This window comes from Priestia sp. YIM B13490 (genome assembly GCF_042787735.1).
GTDB classification, from domain to species: Bacteria; Bacillota; Bacilli; order Bacillales; family Bacillaceae_H; genus Priestia; species Priestia megaterium.
Genome location: NZ_JBHZOT010000001.1, coordinates 576197 through 596737, shown reverse-complemented (window position 1 = coordinate 596737; position 20541 = coordinate 576197). Strand labels below are relative to the sequence as shown.

The following is a 20541-nucleotide window of genomic DNA, read 5'->3' as shown; positions in this document are numbered from 1 at the left end:
TACCTCTCTTTTCCTTTTGAAAAAATCCCCATATTCTATCCTCCTTCACCACGTTACCTATTACTTCCATTTTACTAAAATACAGCTAACACTTCACTATTTATGTCCAATAGCTGATCAGCAACAAAAAGACCTTATATATCTATAAGGTCCTGGCTTTCTAGAATCCTAGATTAAGCCCTTCTGAGCTTTCTCCAAATGCTCTTTAACTATTTTTTTAAACGCATGAGGATCATCTACGCGAATAGCGACCTGCTGGTATTTCTTTTTGATTCCCATAAAAAGCGTTGCTTCAATTGGAGACTTTAATGTTAGTAAAAGATCAGGATGAACGGTTTCAAAATCGCGTGCGATAAATTCAATCGTGGTGTTAGGGATTTTTTGCTCAAGAATGTTAGCGTCTTCTACTATCTCAGCAATGTCTCTAAATGGTAGCTCCATACGCTTAGCTAAACCAAATGAAATGTATAGATGATCATCATCGACTCGTAAAGGGTTAAGCCTTAATGCTTGAATGTCTCCTAAAAAGAAAACAATGCTATAAATATTAAGGATCAGTAAAACGACTGAAAGAATGATAGACGTATTGTGCAGCAGCCAGTGAAGCCCTAATGTTTCAATGACAATCGCATGAATAATCATAATTTGAAACGTAATAAAACTTGAGCGTTTATACAGAGTAAACGTATTCCCTTCAGTACTCGGCTGCTTCTTCCACGTTCCAAACGCATAGTAAAACATCAGCATTTCTGAACAAAGGATGTGTATAAAAGTTTGTTTGGGGAACTTTTCGTTTACAGCCCGCGAAAAAGAAAATAAAAGCGGCAAAGAGCTTGATTTGATCCTTCTCAAAATAGGCGGTACGTTTTTAACTAGCATAAACAGCAGTGAAAGTTCAAATAAAATGAGTACTCCTTCTATTCCAACACCGAGCCACATAACCGACTGAAAAGAAGCCAAGTATTCACTCGGAATGATAAAACGCGCCGCAATAAGGCCTGTGGCCATTAATACAATAAAATATTTCACGCTAAACCTACGCTGCCAGGCTAAAAACAAGAGCGGAGCGACAAGGCTTAAATCTAAAATAGAACCTACTACCACTCCGGTTAGATTAGCAGACAAAGACTGAAGTCCAAAAGAAGAATGATACAGCACGTAATTTGAGCTTATTACTAACAGCAGTAAGAAAAGAGCGACAAAAGAAACTGTTTTTTTATGAAGAACCAAACAACCCACCTCACTTTTAGTTGGCGAAACACAAAAATTCCTGTTACTTCCATTTTACCAATGGAGTTGATTTAAGTCACTTCATAACATGACTTTGTGTTATAAAATCCATTTAAAGATATCCACTCTTCTATAGCGGTTCTTATATACAAATAATTAACAATGTAAAAAGAGTTTGACATTTTCGGAACTGATGATACAATGATAATGTAAAATACTTTTTACATTTTTAACAAGGAGGAGTAAGAATGGATTGGGTTAAAATTGTGTATTCATTCATCCTGTTAGTTTGCGGAATTTTGATTTTTGTTTCATCATCTTCTCCAAAAGGTGATGAAAGGAAGAAGTTTATCAGCAAGAAGGCTCAATCATACGCATTTGTGGTAGTTATAGGTATGCTGATTTTAGAAGTTATAGAGTCCATTTATCGGACTTTTCAAGGGAAAAGTTCTTATGATGGCATTGGCATTTCGCCGCTAATATTTCTGACGATGATTTCAGTTATATATTTAATAACGTTTCTCGCGTACAGAAAAAAATACGGTGATTAAATGAACGATCACAAGTAAGAAATAAAGAAATTGAGCTCATATTTTCTGGTGAAACGATAAATATAACCTCACTTTATAATTAGCTTTTAATACAGCCTCTAGATGACATCCGACAGTAAATGAGCTTGTTATAAGTGCTTTTAAAAGTAATAATTAGACCTCCTACTGAGGTTTTTTTTATGCACTCTTAAAATAAAACATCTCCCGTAGCTAAAGTCAGGAGATGATATCATAAACGTTGAGTTCATTAGTGTTTTCTTACTTTCTATTCTGTTTCTCAAGTAAATCAATGATTCTATCATTTTGCTTAACGATTGTTTTTAGCTTTGCTTCTAATGAACACAACGTGATAAAGACGGCTATAAATCCTATAACGCCATAAAACATAACGGCTTCTCCCCTTTTTAAAACAATTAAGCATATACGCCCTACATCTCAAAAAAGCTATGTCTTTTCACTTTACAAACTCTAAGCGAAAACTTTTGATACCATTCTTTTTTTCCTTTGTGCTGGGCTGCGCGGTGGGCTGAGTTTTCTTTCCACATTTTGATTGATTTTAAGGAATCCCAATATGAAATGGTAATGCCTAAGTCTTTGTCCCTGGCACTTTCTATTCCTAGAAAGCCTTTTTGTTTAGATGCAAGCTCTACCATTTTGTCTGCCATGATTCCATAACCCTTCTCACCTTCTGTTCTTTCAGAAGCAAAAATAACGGCATAATAAGGCGGTTCGGGGGTTTTAGCAATTCTAGACATATTGATTTCCTCCTTTAAATAAAGTCAAATTAATAACAAAAAGAGTCTGATGTGAAGACTCTTTTACTCTTGATACGTAGAAGCTACTACTTTATATTTTTTCACTTTTGCTAGTTCTTTATCAGGGATTTGTGATGAAGTAGCGTCAAAAGGAATGGATTTTCCAGGAGTCAGCTGCGCTTCTTCGGATTGAAATATAGTTCCTATAAACTCATTTTGTTTTCCATATAAGGCTCCACCAACCAGAATGTATTCAGTAGGTTCTTTGGTATTGTTTGTAGCTGTTCCTTTGATATGTAGGATGTGATTCTCTTTTTCCTGACTCATTGCGTCGCCTTTAATTTTCAAGCTCTGTACATTACTTGCAGGCTTTATCGGATTAATCTTGACCTTTACATTATATGTATCTGGTTCTTTATTAATAATTCCTTCTGCTGAAATGTACCCTTCCTCGCCCGGCTTTAGTACATAGGGAGCAAGATGAACGTCGGGGTCACTTGGAATAATATGCGGATCAAGGACTTTTCCAGTTTTGTTTACATATTTTATAGTGGTATCATTCACATTAAGCGTTTTGTCACTTTCATTTTTTATAACCGCAGAATAGCTCAGTACGTTATCATGAGTGATGGAATCTACAAGTGTATAACTTTTTTCTTCTACTATTTTTATTTTTTCATCCTTTGTTTTCTCTTTCTTATGCTGGGAAGTGTCCGTCTCCTTGTTGCATCCAGCCAGAATGAACAAGAATGCTAGGAGTATTCCTAGCAGCAGTCTTACTTTCATGATGATTCCTCCATTTAATACTATTTTTTTCACAAATTCCATTATAATACTTTTTTGGATTTATCTAAAGGGGATTTCACACCTAATTAGAATTTGCTAAAACTATAATTAGATAAATATTCCATTTATATGATATAGTTTTTATATGTAAGTAATAAACAAATAGAAATGGAGTTTCAACATGAGGAACATAAGCAAGATAACAACGGGAACCATTACAATCGCTTTAGCGCTGGGGTTAATGGGGTGCAGTCACGCACGTTCAAACAATGAAAGCATAGATGGAAGCGAAGCAAAAAAAGAGCTGGGCATAGAGCTGAAATTTCTGCAAAACGAGTGTGAACGGTTAATCAATAAAGATGGAAAATCAGACGATAAAACGTTTCAAAGCTACAAAAATGATTTTAACCTGCTGTCTGCGTCTATTAATAGTACGTCAAAAGTAGAAACACAAAGTGATAGGGAATTAACAGAAAGCATAGCGCAATTAAAAAGAGATGTAGATGCGTTAACAGAAAAAGAATACGTAAAATCCTATAAAAGATTTAATTCAAGCAAGACTATCTATGAAGTTACGCTCATGAACAATGTGCATGACGTTATAGATGCAACAAAAATTTCAGAAAAAAGCAATAACGTGTCAGATTCATTTAATGATAAACACTTCCATTCTTCTGAAGCACAAATAAAAAAATATGTGGGGCCTGCGATTGATCATATTAACACCGTATCTAAATATAAAATAGAGCTCATGCAAGACGAAATCCAAAAGCATCGCGATAGTTTCACCAAGCTGCAGCTCGAACAATTAAAAAAAGCCACTCATAATTTTGATTTGTCTTTAGACAACCAAATTAAATCTATTCAAGCTTATAAACCTATAGGTGAAGATTATAGTGTAAGTAGAGAATTCAGCTATAAAGCATCTGAAAAGTATACCAATGCCTGTGTGTACATTACCGACTTTGAATCTAATTTAGGAATCGCCAAGGCCGGTGATTTTTAGAAAAGCTCTCTAAAAGTACTTTTAGAGAGCTTTTTTTGCTGTATTCATTACAAGCTCAAGTTTTTACTCCTTACGTTTTGTACATATTCGTTTTTTCTAAGTCAAGCGAAGCATCACATATAACCTGGGGATATCGGTGTTATATTTCACAAACAATAACCAAAATAAGGGTTTTAAAAGAGCTTTATAGCTCATTTATCGCGTAAAGAAACCTTATTATTTGATGCATCAACTAATAAAGAGTAAAGTTTTTCTATAATAAAGGTTAAAAGCGAAAGGATGAGTAACATGTTTAAAGACGGTTATGTAAAAGTGAATAATGTAAATCTTCATTACGTGACAAAAGGTGAAGGCGAGCTTATGCTGTTTTTACACGGATTCCCTTACTTTTGGTATACGTGGCACCATCAGTTGGAAGAGTTTTCGAAAGATTACCGCGTGGTAGCTGTAGATATGCGAGGCTATAACTTATCAGATAAGCCGGAAGATATTTCTTCTTACAGCATGCCCCTTCTCATGGAAGATGTAAAACAGTTGATTGAAGCGTTTGGTGAAAAAGAATGTGTGTTAGTGGCACACGATTGGGGCGGCGCTGTTGCATGGGCATTTGCTTATACATATCCGCAGTATGTCAAAAAGTTAGTAATGTTCGATGCACCGCACCCTTACACATTTATAAGAGAGCTTGCTGAAAATCCTGCTCAACGGGAAGCAAGCAGCTATATGAGCTTTTTCCAACAGCCAAATTCTCAAGATGAGCTACTCGCAAATAATAGCGAAAAGCTAAGAAACATGCTGACAGAGCCAGGAATTAAAAAAGGCTATTTAACAAAAGAAGAAGAAGCTAAATATGTAGAGGCGTGGAACCAGCCGAATGCAATGAAATCCATGCTTAACTACTACCGTGCGTCTTCTCTTTATCCATTTGAAGAGCGCGTTCATAAACCTGTAGCCCTGCCGCATAAAGTATTTCAGTCTCCGACTTTAATTGTATGGGGAAATGCGGACGAAGCGTTTGAAAACAGTAATTTAGATGGCATTGAAGAGTACGTTCCAAATGTAACGATCCACCGCTTAGACGGTGTAGGACATGCCCCTCAGCATGAGCAGCCCCAAAAGGTGAATGAATTTATAAGAGACTTCTTACGCAAATAGAACCGAAAAAGACTGCAAAGTACGGTATACAACCGCTTTGCAGTCTTTTTTATAGATTATAAAGCATATTACCAACTATTCATTTCTATTATTGGATTATTTTTCAACGTTTTAATGGAGGTATACGTGATATAAATTTTACTGTACAGATGCAGTCCCCCCCAAAGGAACATGTACATTTCTTTCTTACTTACCCTTTTTGGAACTGTCTTTTTTGAGGGTTCTTTTTATGGTTTTACTCTTTTCCCATCGGAAGAACAATCTTAAACAACGCTCCTCCCGTCTCTTTATTATCGGCTGTGATGCTTCCCCCGTGGTTTTTCACAATGGAATGAGCAATATAAAGACCTAGACCCAAGTTTCCGTGACCGCTTGTTCTCGATGCATCTTCCAGATTTTCACCGGATGCTAACTGGTCTAGAGCGCCGTCCCATATTAACTCTCCTTCTCTCATCACAACAATTTGATCACATACTCGCTGTAATTCATCCAGCAAATGACTAGAAATCAAAATCGTTTTGTTATAGTCCCGTTTTAAGGTAAAAAGCAGCTCGCCCAGTTCACGTACGCCCATTGGATCTAAGCCGTTGGCCGGCTCATCTAGTATCAACAAGTCCGGGTCGCCTAAGAGCGCTTGGGCAATTCCGAGCCTTTGCTTCATTCCAAGAGAATACGTTCGAACTTTATCGTTTTCTCTGCCGGTTAATCCCACAATATCAAGTACTTCTTTCACTAGGTGACGACATCTTACTTTTTTCGAAACGCTTTTTACATCTAAAATAATATTTTTCATATTAAATCCCTCCTATACTACGTGTAGAGGGGATTTATAAAGTTTATAAAAATTATTGTACAGGCTTTTTAGCTACGATATAGGATACAAGCGCGAATAAAAGCAAAAACACGGATAAAAACAAATAGCCCGCACCTTCAAAACCTCTTACCTCTACATAGCCAATATAAATAAGAACGACAGCAGCAATAACGGTTAGCATTGAAGGAAGCGTTCTAACGACTTTGTTCCATTTCATCTTTCTGAACAGCCAAGTTACAAGGAGTAAAAGCACAACTGGCAGCAGTGCAATCAGCAAAGGACCGCCTATCATCATAATCTATCAACCTCTCTAAATCCTTATCATTCACCTATAATAAAAATAATAAGCTTACGGCTCGGAAATACCATTTGCAATTGCTAATAAAAAAATCAAAGCAGAAAGCAAAACAAAAAAGATACTGTTTGCGATAATGCTAAACCACACAACGCTTGGCCTCTTTGTTCGAACTCCCAAAACTAATGCCACAATAAAGCCAACGTCTATCGCAAAAAACAGCCACAGCAGAATGGTCAAATCACCGGTTTCACTTGGGAAAATTGAATTTTGGGGAAGCAGCTGATTTGCAAAAAATACAATAAACGCAGCCGCCAGCAAAATAACTGTCAGTAAAATTGGCTTATTTTCCTTTGGAATACTAATTTCAAATACCTCCTAACTAAAGAAAATAATACCATACATTATTAAATAGAAATATACAGATTCTATAGTCTCAATATCAAAAAAAAAAAAGGACATAGATTTTTATTAACAGGTTCTTTTTTGAGGTGCAAAATTTAATTTCATAATGCATTTTTAGCATGAAGTCACACATGAATTTACGTTTTTTATTTGCTTGGTATTACTTCTATATTTGCTATTCCCCCTCAAATTCAAGCAGGAATTCGCATAAAACTTCTCCACTATGGAATAATTATTTGAATTTAACCATGAATTATTTAGTGAGTTTTAAGGATATTATTTATTTTAAGTAGGTTCTGATATCTTTCGTTGTTGATTTTGGAAGCTTTGTTGAAAAATTTGTAAATTCAGCCTTCTAAAGTAAGAACATTTCTTTGTAATGAGAAATGCTTTTTATTTTGTTTAAAATTAAAAGGATATTTCAATAACAACAATAATATAATAAAAAACGATAATATTTTATTGTAAAACGATAAATCGTGTGTTAAATTCATATTATTATTAAATAAGTGAGGTGTTTTTTATGAATGTTAAACGAGATTCTACCACTTTCTTAAAGGTAATAATTTTTCTGATTGGAATTGCAGTGCTTGCCGCATGCATATTGTTGTTGCCTGACGCAGCCAGAAGAGATGCTGTAGAGCGTCCTGGTGATTATTCGTTATATCCACTGTTGGTATGTACATATGGAATATGTATTACATTTTCTTTGGCGTGTTATCAAGCTGTTAAACTTTTAACCTATATCGAGAAGAATAACGCTTTCTCTGAGTTATCTCTTCAATCTTTAAAGGTAATAAAAAAATGCACTTTTACTGTCATTTTGTTTATTTTGTTAGCAATAGTTTATTTAAGGGTGCATGCTCAATTCACAGGTGATGATGCAGCAGGTCCAATATCTCTAGGTCTAATGAGTATCTTGGCAACAAGTATCATCGCAGCCATTGTGGACGTGTTTCAAAAACCTATAAAGAATCTCCTGGATTCACACAAAAAAAACAATTAATATTTCGAAATATAGAAGAGGTGTTTTTTATGAAGATAGCAACCACATTATTTTTAAAGATAGCAGTTATTCTCATTGGAATTTTGGTTCTTACTTTGTGCATATTTCTAGTTCCTGAACTGGCAGATGCGGTAGCGGAGTTCTTAGGTATTCATTCCATAAAATATATCATTTTCATCCTTTTATATGGAGGAACATTACCTTTTTACTTGGCCCTTTATCAAGCTGTTAAACTGTTGAGTTATATTGACAAGAACATTGCTTTCTCCGAATTGTCTGTTCGAATTTTAATGAGCATCAAATACTGCGCCATTTCCATCTGTAGTTTGCATGTCTTAGGTTTGCCCGTCTATTATCTCGTGGCAGATAAAGATGATGCCCCAGGTCTCATATTTGTTGGAATGGTCATTCCTTTTGCTTCGTTGGTTATCGCAGTTTTTGCTGCTGTTCTCCAAAGGCTTTTGCAAGAAGCGATTAACATAAAATCAGAAAATGATTTAACGGTCTGAGGTGGAGGATATGGCAATTATTATTAATATTGATGTGATGTTAGCAAAACGAAAAATGAGCGTAACGGAGCTTTCAGAGAGGGTTGGAATTACTATGGCGAATCTCTCCATCCTGAAAAATGGGAAAGCAAAAGCGGTTCGTTTTTCAACATTAGAAGCGATATGTAAGACTTTGGATTGTCAGCCAGGTGATATTTTGGAGTACAAAAGTGACGAAGACAATCAATAATAAAAGACATCAAATTTCTTCAACCATGATGATGAGGTAGTGAAATTAAAATGAAGGGGCAGCTTAATTGCTGTCCCTTCTCTGCTTTTATTGATTTATTTAATTAGAGCACTCGATTGAGAATTATATTAATATTGGTAACAAAAAGTGTGATGCAATTTGAAATATTTGCACTTCAAAAGGGAACACATTAGATTTTTCTACGTCCTCTTATTCATTTGGTACATAATCTAAAATGTCCCTTGGTTTAAAATCTAACACATAACTCATTCCAGATATTCTTCTGCTAGGGTTCGATTTAAATAACGAGCCATCCCGGTTTTCATTTTCCGAAATCCTGCTTTTCTATAAAACTCTTCATTACCTGCTGTAGAAACAAGATGAACGCAGGAAATATCGTCAAGCTGAGCAAGTAAGTTTTTTATAACTTTCTGTCCAATGCCTTTGTTTTGATACTGCTCGTCAACCACAACATCATAAATGGCAGCATTAAACACACCGTCTGAAAGAGCTCTCCCAAACCCTGCTATATTATCTTCATCATAAGCGATAGCTACTACGTTGCTTGATTGAAATACTTTTTTAATTTTTTCTTCATTATGGTTCGTCCATCCTACCGAGTGATAAATTTCTTTCATTCTCGACCACTCAACATTTTCTATAGAATTTGAAAGGGAAATCTTCATGGAACCTCCTCCTTTTATTTTTATATAAACTATTTCTTTTTTCAAAAACAAAAGTCCTTGGCAGATTATTACGAGTATGTGTATACGATAAAAAGTATCATACATGTTAGTAATGATTTATAAACGTCAACTGCTATATTCAAACGCAAAAAAGGTACAAATCGTCTACGATTTGTACCTACAATACCTACGTTCATTTACTTAATAATCATAACCGGACAGTGTACTCGTTTAGCTACTTTATGACTGACGCTGCCTAGCACCATTTCTTGAAGAGAATTTAAGCCGCGGCTTCCTATTACAACAAGATTAAAGTTGTTTTTATTGGCGTAGTCTACAATGGTTGGCCCAGGATCGCCGCGTTCTATTTTAAGCTGATACGCTATCTGCTTCTTTTCAAAGCAGCTCTTTATTTCTTCGAGCGCTTGCTGTCTTTTTTGTTTCAGCTCTCCATGTAAAATCTCGGTTTTCGCTTTTGATAAGTCAATAACCGAAATAATTTCTACTTGTGATTGCGGTATGAAAGAAGCAACTTGTATCGCATGCTCCGCGGCTCTTTTTGAATGTTCCGACCCATCTACAGCTAACAAGATTTTTTGATACATTCATTGTCCCCCTATCAATGAGCTGATGCTCTTGCGCTCGGCTTATTGTAAGTCGCTAACCTTTGAAGCAACTCTTCACTTACATCATTTAAACCTGTCAGCTTCACCTCAGCAGACGTTTGTTCTTTTAGCTTCAGTACGATTTTGTCGATAGCCGCTACGGCTGAGTCATCCCAAATATGCGCTTCTGAAAAATCAATTAAAATTTGATCTTGTTTTTCTGTAAACGCAAATGAGTTTACAAAGTCTTCTACAGAGGCAAAGAACAGCTGACCTTTTACTTTGTAAACCGTTCGGTGCTCCGATTCTTTTGCTGACACGTCTAGCTTTGAAATTTTAGCCGCAAAGAAAACTGCGCTTAAAATAACACCCGCAATAACTCCTTTTGATAAATCATGGGTTGCTACAACGGTAATCACGGTCACAAGCATCACGACTGTATCTGTTAAAGGGACTTTGGTTAGTGTACGAAGTGAAGACCAGTCAAATGTTCCGATTGATACCATAATCATGACCCCGGCTAGTGCAGCCATTGGAATTTTGACAACCCAGTCGCCGCGCACCAAAATGAGAAACATTAGAAATAGACCCGCTACAAACGTTGATAAACGACCGCGTCCTCCTGATTTTACATTAATAACGGTTTGACCAATCATCGCACAGCCGGCCATACCGCCAAAGAAACCAACGACGATATTCGCAATTCCTTGCCCTCTGCTTTCTTGATTTTTATTACTAGACGTATCTGTCATATCATCCACAATCGATGCTGTTAGCAGCGATTCTGTTAATCCAACAATAGACAGCCCTAGCGCTGTTGGAAAGATGATGGACAATGTTTCCATATTCCAAGGAACGTTAGGAATAGAAAAGATCGGCAGCGATTTTGTAATCTCTCCCAAGTCTCCTACTGTACGCAAATTGAATCCTCCGAAAATAGCTGCAATTGTCATAACGACAATCGCTACTAATGGAGAAGGCACCGCTTTTGTAAATCGGGGTAATACGTAAATAATGACAAGTGTTAGCGCAACAAACACATACGTCATTGTTGAAATTCCTACAAAGTGCGGAACTTGTGCCATAAAAATTAAAATAGCTAATGCGTTCACAAACCCAACCATCACGGAGCGAGGAATAAATTTCATAAAGCGAGCAATTTTAAAAATGCCAAACAGGAGTTGAATCACACCCGTTAAAATAGTCGTTGCCCATAAATACTCCATTCCATGTTCTTTTACTAGCGTCACCATCAGCAGAGCCATCGCACCGGTAGCTGCTGAAATCATGGCAGGACGCCCTCCTACAAAGGCCATCACAACTGCGATACAAAAAGATGCGTGTAAACCTACCATCGGATCTACTCCTGCAATAATGGAAAAAGCAATGGCTTCTGGAATGAGGGCAAGCGCTACGACAATACCTGAAAGGATATCTCCTTTTACGTTGCCAAACCACTCCATTTTTAATTTATTGAACATGATAACCAAAAACACCTTTCTTTCTATACTAAAAAGCATTTATAACAACTTTTCTAGCTTTCGAATAGCGGAAATGATAAAATAAAGAACCAAAATAGAACGTTTATGGTACTTAGGATATATAAAAATGCGTAAAGGCGGTTTGTTTATTTCTATTATGTTCCGCTTTACTGAAAAGTTGCATTCATATACAGTTCCACTACGTTTTTAACTAGAACATGATTAAGAAGAAATCAGCGCCTCTATTTTTTCCTCATTTAATCCAAACGCTTCTTTCACTTTATTCTCTAAGTCCTCTGTAATTCTTCTCTTCCCAACTTCCACTAACGCAATGAGTGAAAAGCTGCAGTTTACCATTTTAGCAAAATTTTGCTGATTTAAATTGTAGCTTATTCGAATCAGTTTAATGGTCTCTTTATCCATATTACACCTCGCTTTTCTTTTATAAGTGGCTTCCAACTCTCATAGAAGCCGAGACGTTGTTAACAACTAAAACTCTAGCAGACCTAATTCAAAATGTCTATCATTTTTTGTACCAAAAACGATCTTTTTCGGAACTACGCTCCTTTCTATACTGAAAAGAAATGTTATGGGTGGAAGGAATTTGGTACAATAGGTAAATATAAATAAACAATCCGTGCAGGAGATGGTGTAGTGATTATTGGTTATACCCGTCCATACAGCGAAGATGAAAATGTGGACAAACAGTTACAGGCATTGCAGCCTTTTAATTGCGATAAAATTTATCAAGAAAAAACAAACTCCATAAAGAAAAGAGTAGAATTTGATGAGATGGTAGCCTCGCTTCAGCCGGGCGATACAGTCGTTGTGTATAAATTTTACTGTATTGCAGACTCTACTCGGCACCTCATTGAATTAATTGAATATCTTTTTGACAATGGCGTTCACTTTGTATCCATTTTGGATGACGTTGATACGTCCACGCCACAAGGAAAAACCTTTTTCAGTACCATTAAACGTATTGGAGAATTTCAGCATGACGTCATCAGCGAGCGCACAAAAGCCGGTCTTCAAGAAGCAAAATCAAAAGGAAAAAGCGGCGGCCGTCCAAAAAAGCCTGACTATAACGTCCATCGAGCGCTTGACATGTACTGGAGTAAAAACTATACAATTGCTCAAATTACAGAAGCTACAGGTATAAGCAAGACGACTTTATACCGTTACTTAGATAACTGAAGCAGTAAAAACACATGCAAAAAAGACGGTCTTTTATCGGATAAAAGGCCGTCTTTTTTAGTGACTGTATCACTGAAGGTATTTAGGGTTTGGTTTAGAACCGTGATCAATTTCTTCAAATATATCTGAAGAAGGGTTAGACGACACTTTGTTATGTAAAGTTTGGGCAGGGACGCTGGTTTGAGAAAAGGATGGCATATATAATTCCATTAACTGTTTAAAATCACCTACAGTCAATGGTTTTGCATCTTCTTGAAGTTCGTACCCTAGCTGTCCATTTGGTTCAATTGTTGCGGTTTTAACATCTTTTATAGTTGATATGCCTGCATTTCGTAATCTCATTTCTAATTGATCGGCGGTTAAACGTAATTTTTTAAGCTGCTTAGTATCTAATTGACCATTATTTATAACGATTTTAGACTTACCTGTCAGAAATTTTTCAAACCCATTAAATTTTAATTGTAAATACTCTAAAACTAAAATAGCAAGAACAAAGATAGCTGCCCCGCCAATCGCTTTTAACATACTTTTTTCAACAATGGGTTGCACGATGATGGTACCTAGAGAAAGCATAACGACCGTTTGAGCGAGCGTCATTTGAGCAATCGATTTTCTCCCCGCTATTCTTAGTAATAATATTCCCGATAAAATTAAGATTGCAGATTGCCAGATAAAATTCATAATATCATCCTTTTTACTACAGTTTGCTTTTAGAGTAGGCAACTGAAAGCAAATTATTCATGTATTAAAAATTTCGTTTCCACTTCTCATATCTTAATAAGTTTAAAAAACAAAAAGATACCGTTGAGGTATCTTTTTGTTTTGATATTTTTTCTCTGAGTGACATTTACACCGATTGATCAATACAGCGGATTAACCTTGCTTCAATATCTTCTGCCAGTCGTTGAAGCTCTTCATTATGAAGCATATTAATCATCGCCGTAGGCCTAGGCATGCCAATCTTCGTTTCACTTCCATCTTGATATACAACCATTTTACAAGGCAGAAAGTATCCTACTAAGAGATTTTGCGATAGAACTCGCTGAGCTTCTTTCGGATTGCACACTTCTAATACTGTAAACGGTGTATGAAAGTCCTGCCCTTTTTCCTGTAGCTTTGCAGTTAAATCGAAATTCCACAACACACCGAACCCTTCGCTTTTTAAGTTTTCTTCTAGAGAACTAATCGCTTCTTCTAAGCTTTTCGGTGTTTTCACCGTGTAATCAAACATCAAATCTCCTCCTGTTAAATTAAAATGATTTCCTTTTTCACAGGAAACTGGGAGTTGATACTATTCTGCCCCATCCAGTAGCTTTAAACCTGATATCAACGGCAGCAGCCCCAAGTAAAATCTACATCGCATGTTTTACACCTTTTTTAACAAGTACCCAGTTAGCTGGATAGCTTGTACAAAAGCCAATGATCATGGCGATTTGCATCATAAACCAAAAGACCGCGCTGTCTGGTTTAGGTGCCTGTGCAAAAAAGACATAATGTGATAGAGCCATCCAGCCGAACATCCCGATTTCAAAGGCAATAAGAGACCACGTATCCGCTTTTACCGCATTTTTCAACTCCTCTTTTGAGCTAGTATCTTTCATACTCATGCCGTAGTATTGAAAAGCAATTCCCGCTATATAAGCAAGAATAAATTCTGCTACGTAATCCGCAAAAAGTACGCTTCCAGCAATCGTCCATCCTGTTAAAAATACAATCGGTGCACCAATTAAATCTCCAATCGAGCACCCGCTGCTGCAGTGCGTAGTCGATACAAAAACACTTTGCCAAAAAGGCTTTTCACTATGATGGTGCTCATGATGATCTTCATGGTTACCGTGCATATGTTCAGAGGAATGATGAGCGTGATTCTGTTTTTTTCGATCTTTACGCCCTAATTTAAAGTAAAACCATATCCCGGCGACAGGAAAATAGAGACCCGTAATAGGCCACACAATATTCATCACAAACATCATCTGCGGATGCCTGATCACGTCGATTGTAATAACTAAAAATTGAATAATTCCAATTGCAATAGCTATATAAGAAAGTATTTCTAGCCAGCTCATGTACTACACTCCTTTAAGATTTATCTATCAACTACATACCCTCCACCCCTATATTTAAACATAAAAGACCACCTGCTCATTTTTATTATGTTTAATAAACCAAACGATAGTCTAATGTAATAGAGAGAAGAAAAAATAAGGAGGAATTTTACAATGTCTAACGAAAATTATCAAACTGTTATTCAAACGCTGCATGACTGTATGAGTGCCTGCAACCATTGTTTTGATGCTTGTCTAAAAGAAGAAAATGTGGGTATGATGGTGGACTGTATCCGTTTTGATCGAGAATGTGCAGATATTTGCGGATATTTAGAACAAGCTCTAGAAAGAGGAACTCCTTTCGTTGCTGAACTGGCTGGGGTTTGCGCCGAAATTTGCGAAAAATGTGGAAATGAGTGTAAGAAACACGATCATGACCACTGTCAAAAATGTGCGGAAGCTTGCTTGAAATGCGCGGATGAGTGTAGAAAATTAGCTGCATAATCTTTGGAACATAAGAAAGCTAGAACCCTTGAAGCGCATTTCAGGCATTAAGGGTTCTTTTTAATGTATTGGAAAAGAGAAGACATCACGCCACCTCAGGACAGAATCTATAGACTCCCTAAAAAATGAATAAACTTTTTAAGACTTTGAGAGCGCTGCTTCCCTTTCTTTACTACAAAATCAATATGAACGTCTTCTGAAAGCTCTTGATATTCAATGCTTTTCATATCACCACGAGAATTTACTACGCTAGCCGGGACTACACTCATGCCTATTCCATCACGAACGCCTTGTAAAATAGCTTCTAATGAATCAAATTCCATAATATTGGCTTTATGTATATGATGTTCTTTTGAAAACTCTAATAGTCTGTTTCTATAGATGCAGTTTACATCACTATTAATGAGTAACGTTAGTTGACCTGTTTCTGCTCTCTCTGCGGATAGAGGTGAAATAAGCACCATTTTTTCTGCATAGTGATAAACCGTTTCAAACTGAGCATCATTATAGATACCGCTAAGAAAAAGTCCGTCAATTTCTCCGTACGAGAGCATTTCTTGTAAGACTTGTTTTCTATCTGTTTTTATTTTAACTTCAATATTTTGTTGTTCTTTCAGAAAAGATGAGAATAAAGAAGGAATTTTAATAGCGGAAATCGTCTGCGAGGCACCAATAATCAAGGATCTTTTAAACTTATTCGGATTAACTTCTGCTTTAGCTTCCTCCATTAAACGTAAAATACGCTGTGCGTAGTCAAACAAAGCTTCCCCTTCGTTTGTTAACGTAACTCCTCGATTCGTACGTATCAATAATTTGGTGTCTAATTCTTCCTCTAGATTTTTAATCCGCTGGCTGATATGCGGCTGCACATATCCTAATACCTCCGCAGCTTTTGATAGTGACTTTGCTTCTGCGACACATTTGAACATTCGTAAGTCTTGGCTTTCCAATTTTAATTCCTCCGTTGCTATCATTTTAAATGATACCTCTCTTAGTATTACCTATTATATCCTTTTTTCCATCGAAGATATAATAAAAGATGTTAAGAGAAAGGAAGGTTTATAGAAGTGAACAATTTTAAAAATAAAGTATTTATTATTACGGGCGGCGGCACTGGTATAGGCAAAGCAACGGCTTTAAAGTTAGCTGACATGGGCGCGAAACTTGTTATAAACTACAGCAACTCAGAAACAGAAGCGAAAAAAGGTGTAGAGGAGATTGCTGAAAAAGGAGGCATAGCGTTTGCTTTTAAAGCGAATGTAGCCAACGAGCAAGAAGTAAATGCAATGATTCATCAAACCATTACACAATTCGGACGGTTAGATGGATTAGTGAATAACGCTAGTATTACAGCTCAAATCCCTATGAATGACTTAGAGTCTGTCACGGATGACATATGGAACTCTTTATATGATGTAAACGTAAAAGGCATGTTTCACTGTGTAAAAGCAGCCGTTCCACATATGAAAAAGCAAAAGTCAGGGGCGATTGTTAATGTAGGAAGCGTTGCGGGTACAACTGGAATCGGCTCCTCTATTCCCTATGCAGCAACAAAAGCAGCGATTCATACGATGACTAAGTCGTTAGCGATTGCACTGGCACCACATATTCGAGTAAACTGCATCTCTCCTGGTGCAGTCGACACAAGATGGTGGTCTGGCAACGAAGATAAAATGTATCAGCTTGCAGGAAATCTACCTCTTCAGCGCATTTCTTCTCCTGAAGATATCGCAGATGCTATTCTGTTTCAGTTAAAGCAAGAGTCCGTGACGGGCCAAGTATTTACGATTGATAACGGGCAAACTCTTTAAGCATACGTGAATATTCCTAAAAAATAACCCCACTACTAGCAAGCAATAGTAGCGGGGTTCTAACAAGGCTACTGATTCAACCTCTATTTCCCCAGTGAAAACCCTTCAAACAGCCGGCCTCCATGTGGTGCTAACAATTTATCCACTAGTTGAATTACTTTATCTTTATTCCCTGTTTTATAAAAGGTATCAAATGCCTCTACAAACTCTTTACTAAAGCCTTCATTATAGAGATTCAAAGACCGGACAATCCATTTAGAATCCCCGATCCAATGACCGTTTGTTCTTAAAACAAATTCATGCGTTATGTAAGCGAGCGTATTGGCGATAAAAAGTGATTCACCTTTATTTGAAGAACCGATTAAATCATCTAAGGCATCACTTATAAAATACCTTTTTAGTTTAATCGTCTCTTCCGGCCATTTTTCTGGGCCTTTTTCTAGTAATTGTGCAGCTTCTTTTTTTATAGCCTGCATCACTCCTTTATCCGCTAAAATAATTCCCTCGGAAATCATTCTTAGGAGTGAAGGTCTGGCCCTCTTACAATCGCTTTTAAAAAAGGCTTGGTATGAAGTCAGATTATGAGCAAAAACTTCAATTGCCCATCCAAATTCAATGAGGGACTCTCTAAAAGAAGAAGTAAAATTATCATCAAAAATAACAAGATCAAGGTCAGACTTGTGGGTAGCTTCTCCTCTCACCACGCTCCCGGCGAGTAATGCGCCTTGACAGTTAGGGTAATGTTTAAAAATGAATTGTGTAGCTGCTTGCAGCGGTTCTAACCTTTTTAGCTCTTTCATCGTATTCCTCCAGAAAACAATATATATGGTTTTTCTGGTTAGAACGTGGAAATTCCTTTAAATTAAAAGCTAAGCGTTTGTTTTAATGCCTCAATAGAAGTTCGAACCCCTGCTTCAACTGACATTGTTAAATCTTCCATTTCTAAAGAAACTTCTTCATCGTAGCCCATCATCTTAACAACAGAGAAAAACTCTTTCCACCACTGTAAATCTTGACCACAGCCTACGGCCACGTAATTCCAGGCTCTATTTGCTACATCCGTCACTTCTTTTGTTTCCATCACTCCGTTCACTCCTGATAGATGTCTCTCAAGGCGCACGTCTTTTCCATGAACATGGTGAATGGCTGCTCCTAATTCTCTAGCTGACAAAATAGGATCTGCGCCCATCCAGATTAAGTGGCTTGGATCTAAATTTAATCCTACGATAGGTCCTACCGCATTACGAAGTTTAAATAACGTTTCAGGGTTATAGACTAGTTGAGAGCTGAAGTTTTCAAGAGCGATTTTTTCAATATCGCAGGCTTCAGCTTTCTTAACGAGCTCTTTCCAGTAGGGGATGGCTACTTCATTCCACTGGTAATCTAAAATCTCTTTTAACACTGGAGGCCAGCTTACTGTATACGTAATCCAGTTTGGAATCTTGTCTTCAGGACTTCCGGCTGGTAATCCGCTCATCATGATCACTTTCTTTACACCTAATAACTTTGCCAGTTCAAACGTTTTATCCGTTACTTCCCGATGTTCTCTTCCCAGTTCACCTGGATCTAAAGGATTTCCAGAACAGTTTAACGCACAAAGCTTGATGTTACGCTTTTCTAATGCATGTAAAAATTCACTTCTCTTATCATCACTTTCTACTAATTCATTTAGTTTTAAATGAGGTGCCGGAGACCAACCCCCTGTGGTCATTTCGATTGTATTGATTCCCATCTCTGTGATTACATCTAACATTTCTTCAAAAGGCAAATGTCCTAAACTGTCTGTTACATAAGATAATTTCATTGTCTTCTCCTCCTAAAAATTTCGTCCGCAGCTTTTAATCTCAATAAGCTAAAAACACTGATTGTAAACGTTTTTATTTAATTTTAATAAAGTATAGCTATTATTATATAATTCCGAATCTTAATCGTCTTTGCTTTAAGAAGACTACTTTTTATCTTTTCAGGACATTTTTGAACCCTTATTAGTTTTATTCCATAAAAATAACTCTCCTCTGCTTGGGACACATGTAAGCAAAGAAGAGTTGGCTAATCTTTATATGCAGTTGTTTTTAATTTTGTATATAGATTACGAAAACGTCCTGGTGAACTGCGCATTGAAGCTGTAAAAACCCGCGTAAAGTAGTGAACATCTGGAAATCCTGTTTCTTGAGCAATATCTCTAATCGATAAATCAGTTGTTTTGAGCAGTATCACAGCTCTTTTAATTCTTTCATTTTGTACATATTCCGAGTAGCTGACACCTAATTCAGTTTTAAAGAGACGAGACAGATGCCGGCTAGATAGGTGTAAATGAGTCGCTGTATCCGTAAGTTTAATAGAATTGGCTAGATTATCTTTAATGTATAATTTTGCAAGATTAAGGGTTAAAGAAGATGTCTTTTGAACAGCTTTCTGATAATGGTAATTTAAAGGAAAAACAAAAGTATTTATGAGCGAAAGAATAAGAGAATGAGCTAAATTTGTTAGTATTTCTTCAAAAAAGACATCTTCTCCTTTTGCGGCATGGTTCAAAAGAAACTTCCAAATGAACGGAGCCGTTCCATCTTCTTTTACATCTATTACTACTTTAGAACATCGTTTAGCTTCTTCTATTAGCTTGATGCACTTTTCAGTTGATTCTGATTCAACCAGTTCAAAGCCTACATACAAGAGAAAAAGACTCTTATCGCTTTTTATGTGGTGTAATACGCCGGGCTTTGAAAGAAATAGTGTATTTTCTTTTACCGGATAGGGACGCCCGTCGTCTATATAAATTCCTTTCCCTTCAAGCACGTAACACACCTCAAAGAAAGAGTGCTTATGAGGGACATTATCATAGTGCTTGGGCATAACTCCCCAATAGTGAACGTGAAAAGACGCTCCGTTTCCTTGTGTACGATGGACACGTTCATTTAAAGAAATTTTCCCCGCGATAAGATTAGCTGTCATATGCTTCACCCCCTTCTTATCTGAAGGAATCTGTAATTTATAAGAAATTTCAGAATTTAAATTCCGTTAAAATGTGAACATGATTGATGACGATGATTAGCCGTTTTATGCCTGACAGCTTAACTAGTTACAGAAGATGGTTTTATTTCTTTAATTGTTTTGACGATAAACACCGGAACAGGCAGCAGGCTGAGTTTTCCTAATGAAGTAATGATGCGAATATACTTCATTTCACCTTCCACATCAATTTCATCTCCGATACTCCAGCATTCCATTGATTTTTGGCTAAGAACAGGAAGAATTTTCAGTGCATCGCCATCAAAGGAGATGTTATCTTTCACCTCTAAAAAAGAAAGATGATCCATTCTTTTATAGTGATGCTTTGGATATGTTCTTTTTTTGAATACTGTTCCCTTAATCCTCACTAAAGTCACCTTCTCTTTTTTATCAGAGTATTCCTTCCGCTTTGCTGTAAACAAGAGAAGACAAAGATGATGGTCTTTCTTGTTTACTTCTTAG

Annotated in this window: 27 protein-coding genes; 9 read left to right on the top strand and 18 right to left on the bottom strand. The window is 36.7% G+C overall.

Annotated features, from left to right (window positions below):
* Window positions 1-168 precede the first annotated feature (168 nt).
* On the bottom strand, window positions 169-1239 hold the full coding sequence (locus ACFX4R_RS03290; protein ID WP_237074329.1) for a beta-carotene 15,15'-monooxygenase: 1071 nt from the start codon (window positions 1237-1239) through the stop codon (window positions 169-171).
* Window positions 1240-1478: 239 nt separating this feature from the next.
* On the opposite strand from ACFX4R_RS03290, the gene ACFX4R_RS03285 reads away from it, so the two are divergent.
* Window positions 1479-1781, top strand: a complete 303-nt coding sequence (locus ACFX4R_RS03285) for a hypothetical protein (RefSeq protein WP_043981238.1) — start codon at window positions 1479-1481, stop codon at window positions 1779-1781.
* A 428-nt stretch (window positions 1782-2209) separates the two neighbouring features.
* Here the strand turns inward: ACFX4R_RS03285 and ACFX4R_RS03280 are convergent, their stop codons facing one another.
* Together ACFX4R_RS03280 and ACFX4R_RS03275 are read right to left on the bottom strand one after the other, a co-directional pair.
* Complete coding sequence (locus ACFX4R_RS03280; RefSeq protein ID WP_377568787.1) at window positions 2210-2536, bottom strand: antibiotic biosynthesis monooxygenase family protein; 327 nt, start codon at window positions 2534-2536, stop codon at window positions 2210-2212.
* Between the two features lie 63 nt (window positions 2537-2599).
* Window positions 2600-3322, bottom strand: coding sequence for an FxLYD domain-containing protein (locus tag ACFX4R_RS03275; protein WP_043981236.1), 723 nt, complete (start codon window positions 3320-3322; stop codon window positions 2600-2602).
* Window positions 3323-3503: 181 nt separating this feature from the next.
* On the opposite strand from ACFX4R_RS03275, the gene ACFX4R_RS03270 reads away from it, so the two are divergent.
* Window positions 3504-4328, top strand: coding sequence for a hypothetical protein (locus tag ACFX4R_RS03270; RefSeq protein ID WP_377568783.1), 825 nt, complete (start codon window positions 3504-3506; stop codon window positions 4326-4328).
* 288 nt (window positions 4329-4616) lie between these two features.
* Complete coding sequence (locus ACFX4R_RS03265; protein WP_377568780.1) at window positions 4617-5483, top strand: alpha/beta fold hydrolase; 867 nt, start codon at window positions 4617-4619, stop codon at window positions 5481-5483.
* A gap of 235 nt (window positions 5484-5718) precedes the next feature.
* On the opposite strand, the gene ACFX4R_RS03260 is transcribed toward ACFX4R_RS03265, so the two are convergent.
* From ACFX4R_RS03260 to ACFX4R_RS03250, 3 genes are read right to left on the bottom strand one after another with little or no spacing between them, the layout of a single operon-like run.
* Window positions 5719-6276, bottom strand: coding sequence for an ATP-binding cassette domain-containing protein (locus tag ACFX4R_RS03260; protein WP_377568777.1), 558 nt, complete (start codon window positions 6274-6276; stop codon window positions 5719-5721).
* 52 nt (window positions 6277-6328) lie between these two features.
* A complete protein-coding gene (locus ACFX4R_RS03255; RefSeq protein WP_043981233.1) occupies window positions 6329-6592 on the bottom strand; it encodes a YesK family protein in 264 nt (87 codons plus the stop codon).
* A gap of 54 nt (window positions 6593-6646) precedes the next feature.
* The gene (locus ACFX4R_RS03250; RefSeq protein WP_377568773.1) at window positions 6647-6913 is read right to left on the bottom strand and encodes a hypothetical protein; all 267 of its coding nucleotides are present in this window, start codon (window positions 6911-6913) and stop codon (window positions 6647-6649) included.
* A 607-nt stretch (window positions 6914-7520) separates the two neighbouring features.
* Here ACFX4R_RS03250 and ACFX4R_RS03245 point away from each other — a divergent pair.
* Genes ACFX4R_RS03245 through ACFX4R_RS03235 form a run of 3 tightly spaced genes read left to right on the top strand, consistent with a single transcriptional unit; the run spans window position 7521 to window position 8741 of the window.
* Window positions 7521-8003, top strand: a complete 483-nt coding sequence (locus tag ACFX4R_RS03245; protein WP_043981229.1) for a DUF2975 domain-containing protein — start codon at window positions 7521-7523, stop codon at window positions 8001-8003.
* Between the two features lie 29 nt (window positions 8004-8032).
* Complete coding sequence (locus ACFX4R_RS03240) at window positions 8033-8512, top strand: DUF2975 domain-containing protein (RefSeq protein ID WP_043981227.1); 480 nt, start codon at window positions 8033-8035, stop codon at window positions 8510-8512.
* Between the two features lie 10 nt (window positions 8513-8522).
* Window positions 8523-8741 (top strand): helix-turn-helix domain-containing protein, encoded by a 219-nt coding sequence (locus tag ACFX4R_RS03235; protein WP_013058154.1) that lies wholly within the window; start codon window positions 8523-8525, stop codon window positions 8739-8741.
* Between the two features lie 266 nt (window positions 8742-9007).
* Here ACFX4R_RS03235 and ACFX4R_RS03230 read toward each other — a convergent pair whose 3' ends face one another.
* The 4 genes from ACFX4R_RS03230 to ACFX4R_RS03215 all read right to left on the bottom strand — a co-directional run bounded on the left by ACFX4R_RS03230 (window position 9008) and on the right by ACFX4R_RS03215 (window position 11936).
* On the bottom strand, window positions 9008-9427 hold the full coding sequence (locus tag ACFX4R_RS03230; protein ID WP_043981225.1) for a GNAT family N-acetyltransferase: 420 nt from the start codon (window positions 9425-9427) through the stop codon (window positions 9008-9010).
* Window positions 9428-9624: 197 nt separating this feature from the next.
* A complete protein-coding gene (locus ACFX4R_RS03225) occupies window positions 9625-10032 on the bottom strand; it encodes a universal stress protein (protein WP_057244203.1) in 408 nt (135 codons plus the stop codon).
* A gap of 14 nt (window positions 10033-10046) precedes the next feature.
* The gene (locus ACFX4R_RS03220) at window positions 10047-11513 is read right to left on the bottom strand and encodes a SulP family inorganic anion transporter (RefSeq protein WP_377568770.1); all 1467 of its coding nucleotides are present in this window, start codon (window positions 11511-11513) and stop codon (window positions 10047-10049) included.
* A gap of 222 nt (window positions 11514-11735) precedes the next feature.
* Entirely contained in the window at window positions 11736-11936 is a 201-nt protein-coding gene (locus ACFX4R_RS03215) for an XRE family transcriptional regulator (RefSeq protein WP_377568767.1), read from the bottom strand.
* A gap of 231 nt (window positions 11937-12167) precedes the next feature.
* On the opposite strand from ACFX4R_RS03215, the gene ACFX4R_RS03210 reads away from it, so the two are divergent.
* The gene (locus ACFX4R_RS03210; RefSeq protein WP_097822914.1) at window positions 12168-12710 is read left to right on the top strand and encodes a recombinase family protein; all 543 of its coding nucleotides are present in this window, start codon (window positions 12168-12170) and stop codon (window positions 12708-12710) included.
* A gap of 69 nt (window positions 12711-12779) precedes the next feature.
* Here the strand turns inward: ACFX4R_RS03210 and ACFX4R_RS03205 are convergent, their stop codons facing one another.
* The 3 genes from ACFX4R_RS03205 to ACFX4R_RS03195 form a co-directional block, all read right to left on the bottom strand.
* The gene (locus tag ACFX4R_RS03205) at window positions 12780-13391 is read right to left on the bottom strand and encodes a DUF421 domain-containing protein (RefSeq protein ID WP_280560027.1); all 612 of its coding nucleotides are present in this window, start codon (window positions 13389-13391) and stop codon (window positions 12780-12782) included.
* A 166-nt stretch (window positions 13392-13557) separates the two neighbouring features.
* A complete protein-coding gene (locus ACFX4R_RS03200; RefSeq protein WP_043981212.1) occupies window positions 13558-13941 on the bottom strand; it encodes a DUF302 domain-containing protein in 384 nt (127 codons plus the stop codon).
* A gap of 121 nt (window positions 13942-14062) precedes the next feature.
* On the bottom strand, window positions 14063-14776 hold the full coding sequence (locus ACFX4R_RS03195; protein WP_043981210.1) for a DUF4396 domain-containing protein: 714 nt from the start codon (window positions 14774-14776) through the stop codon (window positions 14063-14065).
* 153 nt (window positions 14777-14929) lie between these two features.
* Between ACFX4R_RS03195 and ACFX4R_RS03190 the strand changes: the two genes are divergently transcribed.
* Complete coding sequence (locus tag ACFX4R_RS03190; RefSeq protein WP_028409479.1) at window positions 14930-15259, top strand: four-helix bundle copper-binding protein; 330 nt, start codon at window positions 14930-14932, stop codon at window positions 15257-15259.
* A gap of 107 nt (window positions 15260-15366) precedes the next feature.
* Here the strand turns inward: ACFX4R_RS03190 and ACFX4R_RS03185 are convergent, their stop codons facing one another.
* Complete coding sequence (locus ACFX4R_RS03185) at window positions 15367-16209, bottom strand: LysR substrate-binding domain-containing protein (RefSeq protein WP_162214666.1); 843 nt, start codon at window positions 16207-16209, stop codon at window positions 15367-15369.
* A gap of 117 nt (window positions 16210-16326) precedes the next feature.
* Between ACFX4R_RS03185 and ACFX4R_RS03180 the strand changes: the two genes are divergently transcribed.
* Window positions 16327-17070: an SDR family NAD(P)-dependent oxidoreductase gene (locus tag ACFX4R_RS03180; RefSeq protein ID WP_043981206.1), complete on the top strand. Its 744-nt coding sequence runs from the start codon at window positions 16327-16329 to the stop codon at window positions 17068-17070.
* An 83-nt stretch (window positions 17071-17153) separates the two neighbouring features.
* On the opposite strand, the gene ACFX4R_RS03175 is transcribed toward ACFX4R_RS03180, so the two are convergent.
* The 4 genes from ACFX4R_RS03175 to ACFX4R_RS03160 form a co-directional block, all read right to left on the bottom strand.
* A complete protein-coding gene (locus ACFX4R_RS03175; RefSeq protein WP_377568762.1) occupies window positions 17154-17870 on the bottom strand; it encodes a nucleotidyltransferase domain-containing protein in 717 nt (238 codons plus the stop codon).
* A gap of 62 nt (window positions 17871-17932) precedes the next feature.
* Window positions 17933-18874, bottom strand: a complete 942-nt coding sequence (locus tag ACFX4R_RS03170) for a sugar phosphate isomerase/epimerase family protein (protein WP_060745180.1) — start codon at window positions 18872-18874, stop codon at window positions 17933-17935.
* A 245-nt stretch (window positions 18875-19119) separates the two neighbouring features.
* Entirely contained in the window at window positions 19120-20022 is a 903-nt protein-coding gene (locus ACFX4R_RS03165) for an AraC family transcriptional regulator (protein WP_043981200.1), read from the bottom strand.
* Window positions 20023-20141: 119 nt separating this feature from the next.
* Window positions 20142-20447: a hypothetical protein gene (locus ACFX4R_RS03160; protein WP_043981198.1), complete on the bottom strand. Its 306-nt coding sequence runs from the start codon at window positions 20445-20447 to the stop codon at window positions 20142-20144.
* Between the last annotated feature and the right edge of the window lie 94 nt (window positions 20448-20541).

Excerpts from the sequence above, each read along its gene's own strand:
- ACFX4R_RS03285 (WP_043981238.1), top strand. The coding sequence starts at position 1,479 with ATGGATTGGGTTAAAATTGTGTATTCATTCATCCTGTTAGTTTGCGGA.
- ACFX4R_RS03280 (WP_377568787.1), bottom strand. The coding sequence starts at position 2,536 with ATGTCTAGAATTGCTAAAACCCCCGAACCGCCTTATTATGCCGTTATT.
- ACFX4R_RS03275 (WP_043981236.1), bottom strand. The coding sequence starts at position 3,322 with ATGAAAGTAAGACTGCTGCTAGGAATACTCCTAGCATTCTTGTTCATT.
- ACFX4R_RS03270 (WP_377568783.1), top strand. The coding sequence starts at position 3,504 with ATGAGGAACATAAGCAAGATAACAACGGGAACCATTACAATCGCTTTA.
- ACFX4R_RS03265 (WP_377568780.1), top strand. The coding sequence starts at position 4,617 with ATGTTTAAAGACGGTTATGTAAAAGTGAATAATGTAAATCTTCATTAC.
- ACFX4R_RS03260 (WP_377568777.1), bottom strand. The coding sequence starts at position 6,276 with ATGAAAAATATTATTTTAGATGTAAAAAGCGTTTCGAAAAAAGTAAGA.
- ACFX4R_RS03255 (WP_043981233.1), bottom strand. The coding sequence starts at position 6,592 with ATGATGATAGGCGGTCCTTTGCTGATTGCACTGCTGCCAGTTGTGCTT.
- ACFX4R_RS03245 (WP_043981229.1), top strand. The coding sequence starts at position 7,521 with ATGAATGTTAAACGAGATTCTACCACTTTCTTAAAGGTAATAATTTTT.
- ACFX4R_RS03240 (WP_043981227.1), top strand. The coding sequence starts at position 8,033 with ATGAAGATAGCAACCACATTATTTTTAAAGATAGCAGTTATTCTCATT.
- ACFX4R_RS03235 (WP_013058154.1), top strand. The coding sequence starts at position 8,523 with ATGGCAATTATTATTAATATTGATGTGATGTTAGCAAAACGAAAAATG.
- ACFX4R_RS03230 (WP_043981225.1), bottom strand. The coding sequence starts at position 9,427 with ATGAAGATTTCCCTTTCAAATTCTATAGAAAATGTTGAGTGGTCGAGA.
- ACFX4R_RS03225 (WP_057244203.1), bottom strand. The coding sequence starts at position 10,032 with ATGTATCAAAAAATCTTGTTAGCTGTAGATGGGTCGGAACATTCAAAA.
- ACFX4R_RS03220 (WP_377568770.1), bottom strand. The coding sequence starts at position 11,513 with ATGTTCAATAAATTAAAAATGGAGTGGTTTGGCAACGTAAAAGGAGAT.
- ACFX4R_RS03215 (WP_377568767.1), bottom strand. The coding sequence starts at position 11,936 with ATGGATAAAGAGACCATTAAACTGATTCGAATAAGCTACAATTTAAAT.
- ACFX4R_RS03205 (WP_280560027.1), bottom strand. The coding sequence starts at position 13,391 with ATGAATTTTATCTGGCAATCTGCAATCTTAATTTTATCGGGAATATTA.
- ACFX4R_RS03200 (WP_043981212.1), bottom strand. The coding sequence starts at position 13,941 with ATGTTTGATTACACGGTGAAAACACCGAAAAGCTTAGAAGAAGCGATT.
- ACFX4R_RS03195 (WP_043981210.1), bottom strand. The coding sequence starts at position 14,776 with ATGAGCTGGCTAGAAATACTTTCTTATATAGCTATTGCAATTGGAATT.
- ACFX4R_RS03190 (WP_028409479.1), top strand. The coding sequence starts at position 14,930 with ATGTCTAACGAAAATTATCAAACTGTTATTCAAACGCTGCATGACTGT.
- ACFX4R_RS03175 (WP_377568762.1), bottom strand. The coding sequence starts at position 17,870 with ATGAAAGAGCTAAAAAGGTTAGAACCGCTGCAAGCAGCTACACAATTC.
- ACFX4R_RS03170 (WP_060745180.1), bottom strand. The coding sequence starts at position 18,874 with ATGAAATTATCTTATGTAACAGACAGTTTAGGACATTTGCCTTTTGAA.
- ACFX4R_RS03165 (WP_043981200.1), bottom strand. The coding sequence starts at position 20,022 with ATGACAGCTAATCTTATCGCGGGGAAAATTTCTTTAAATGAACGTGTC.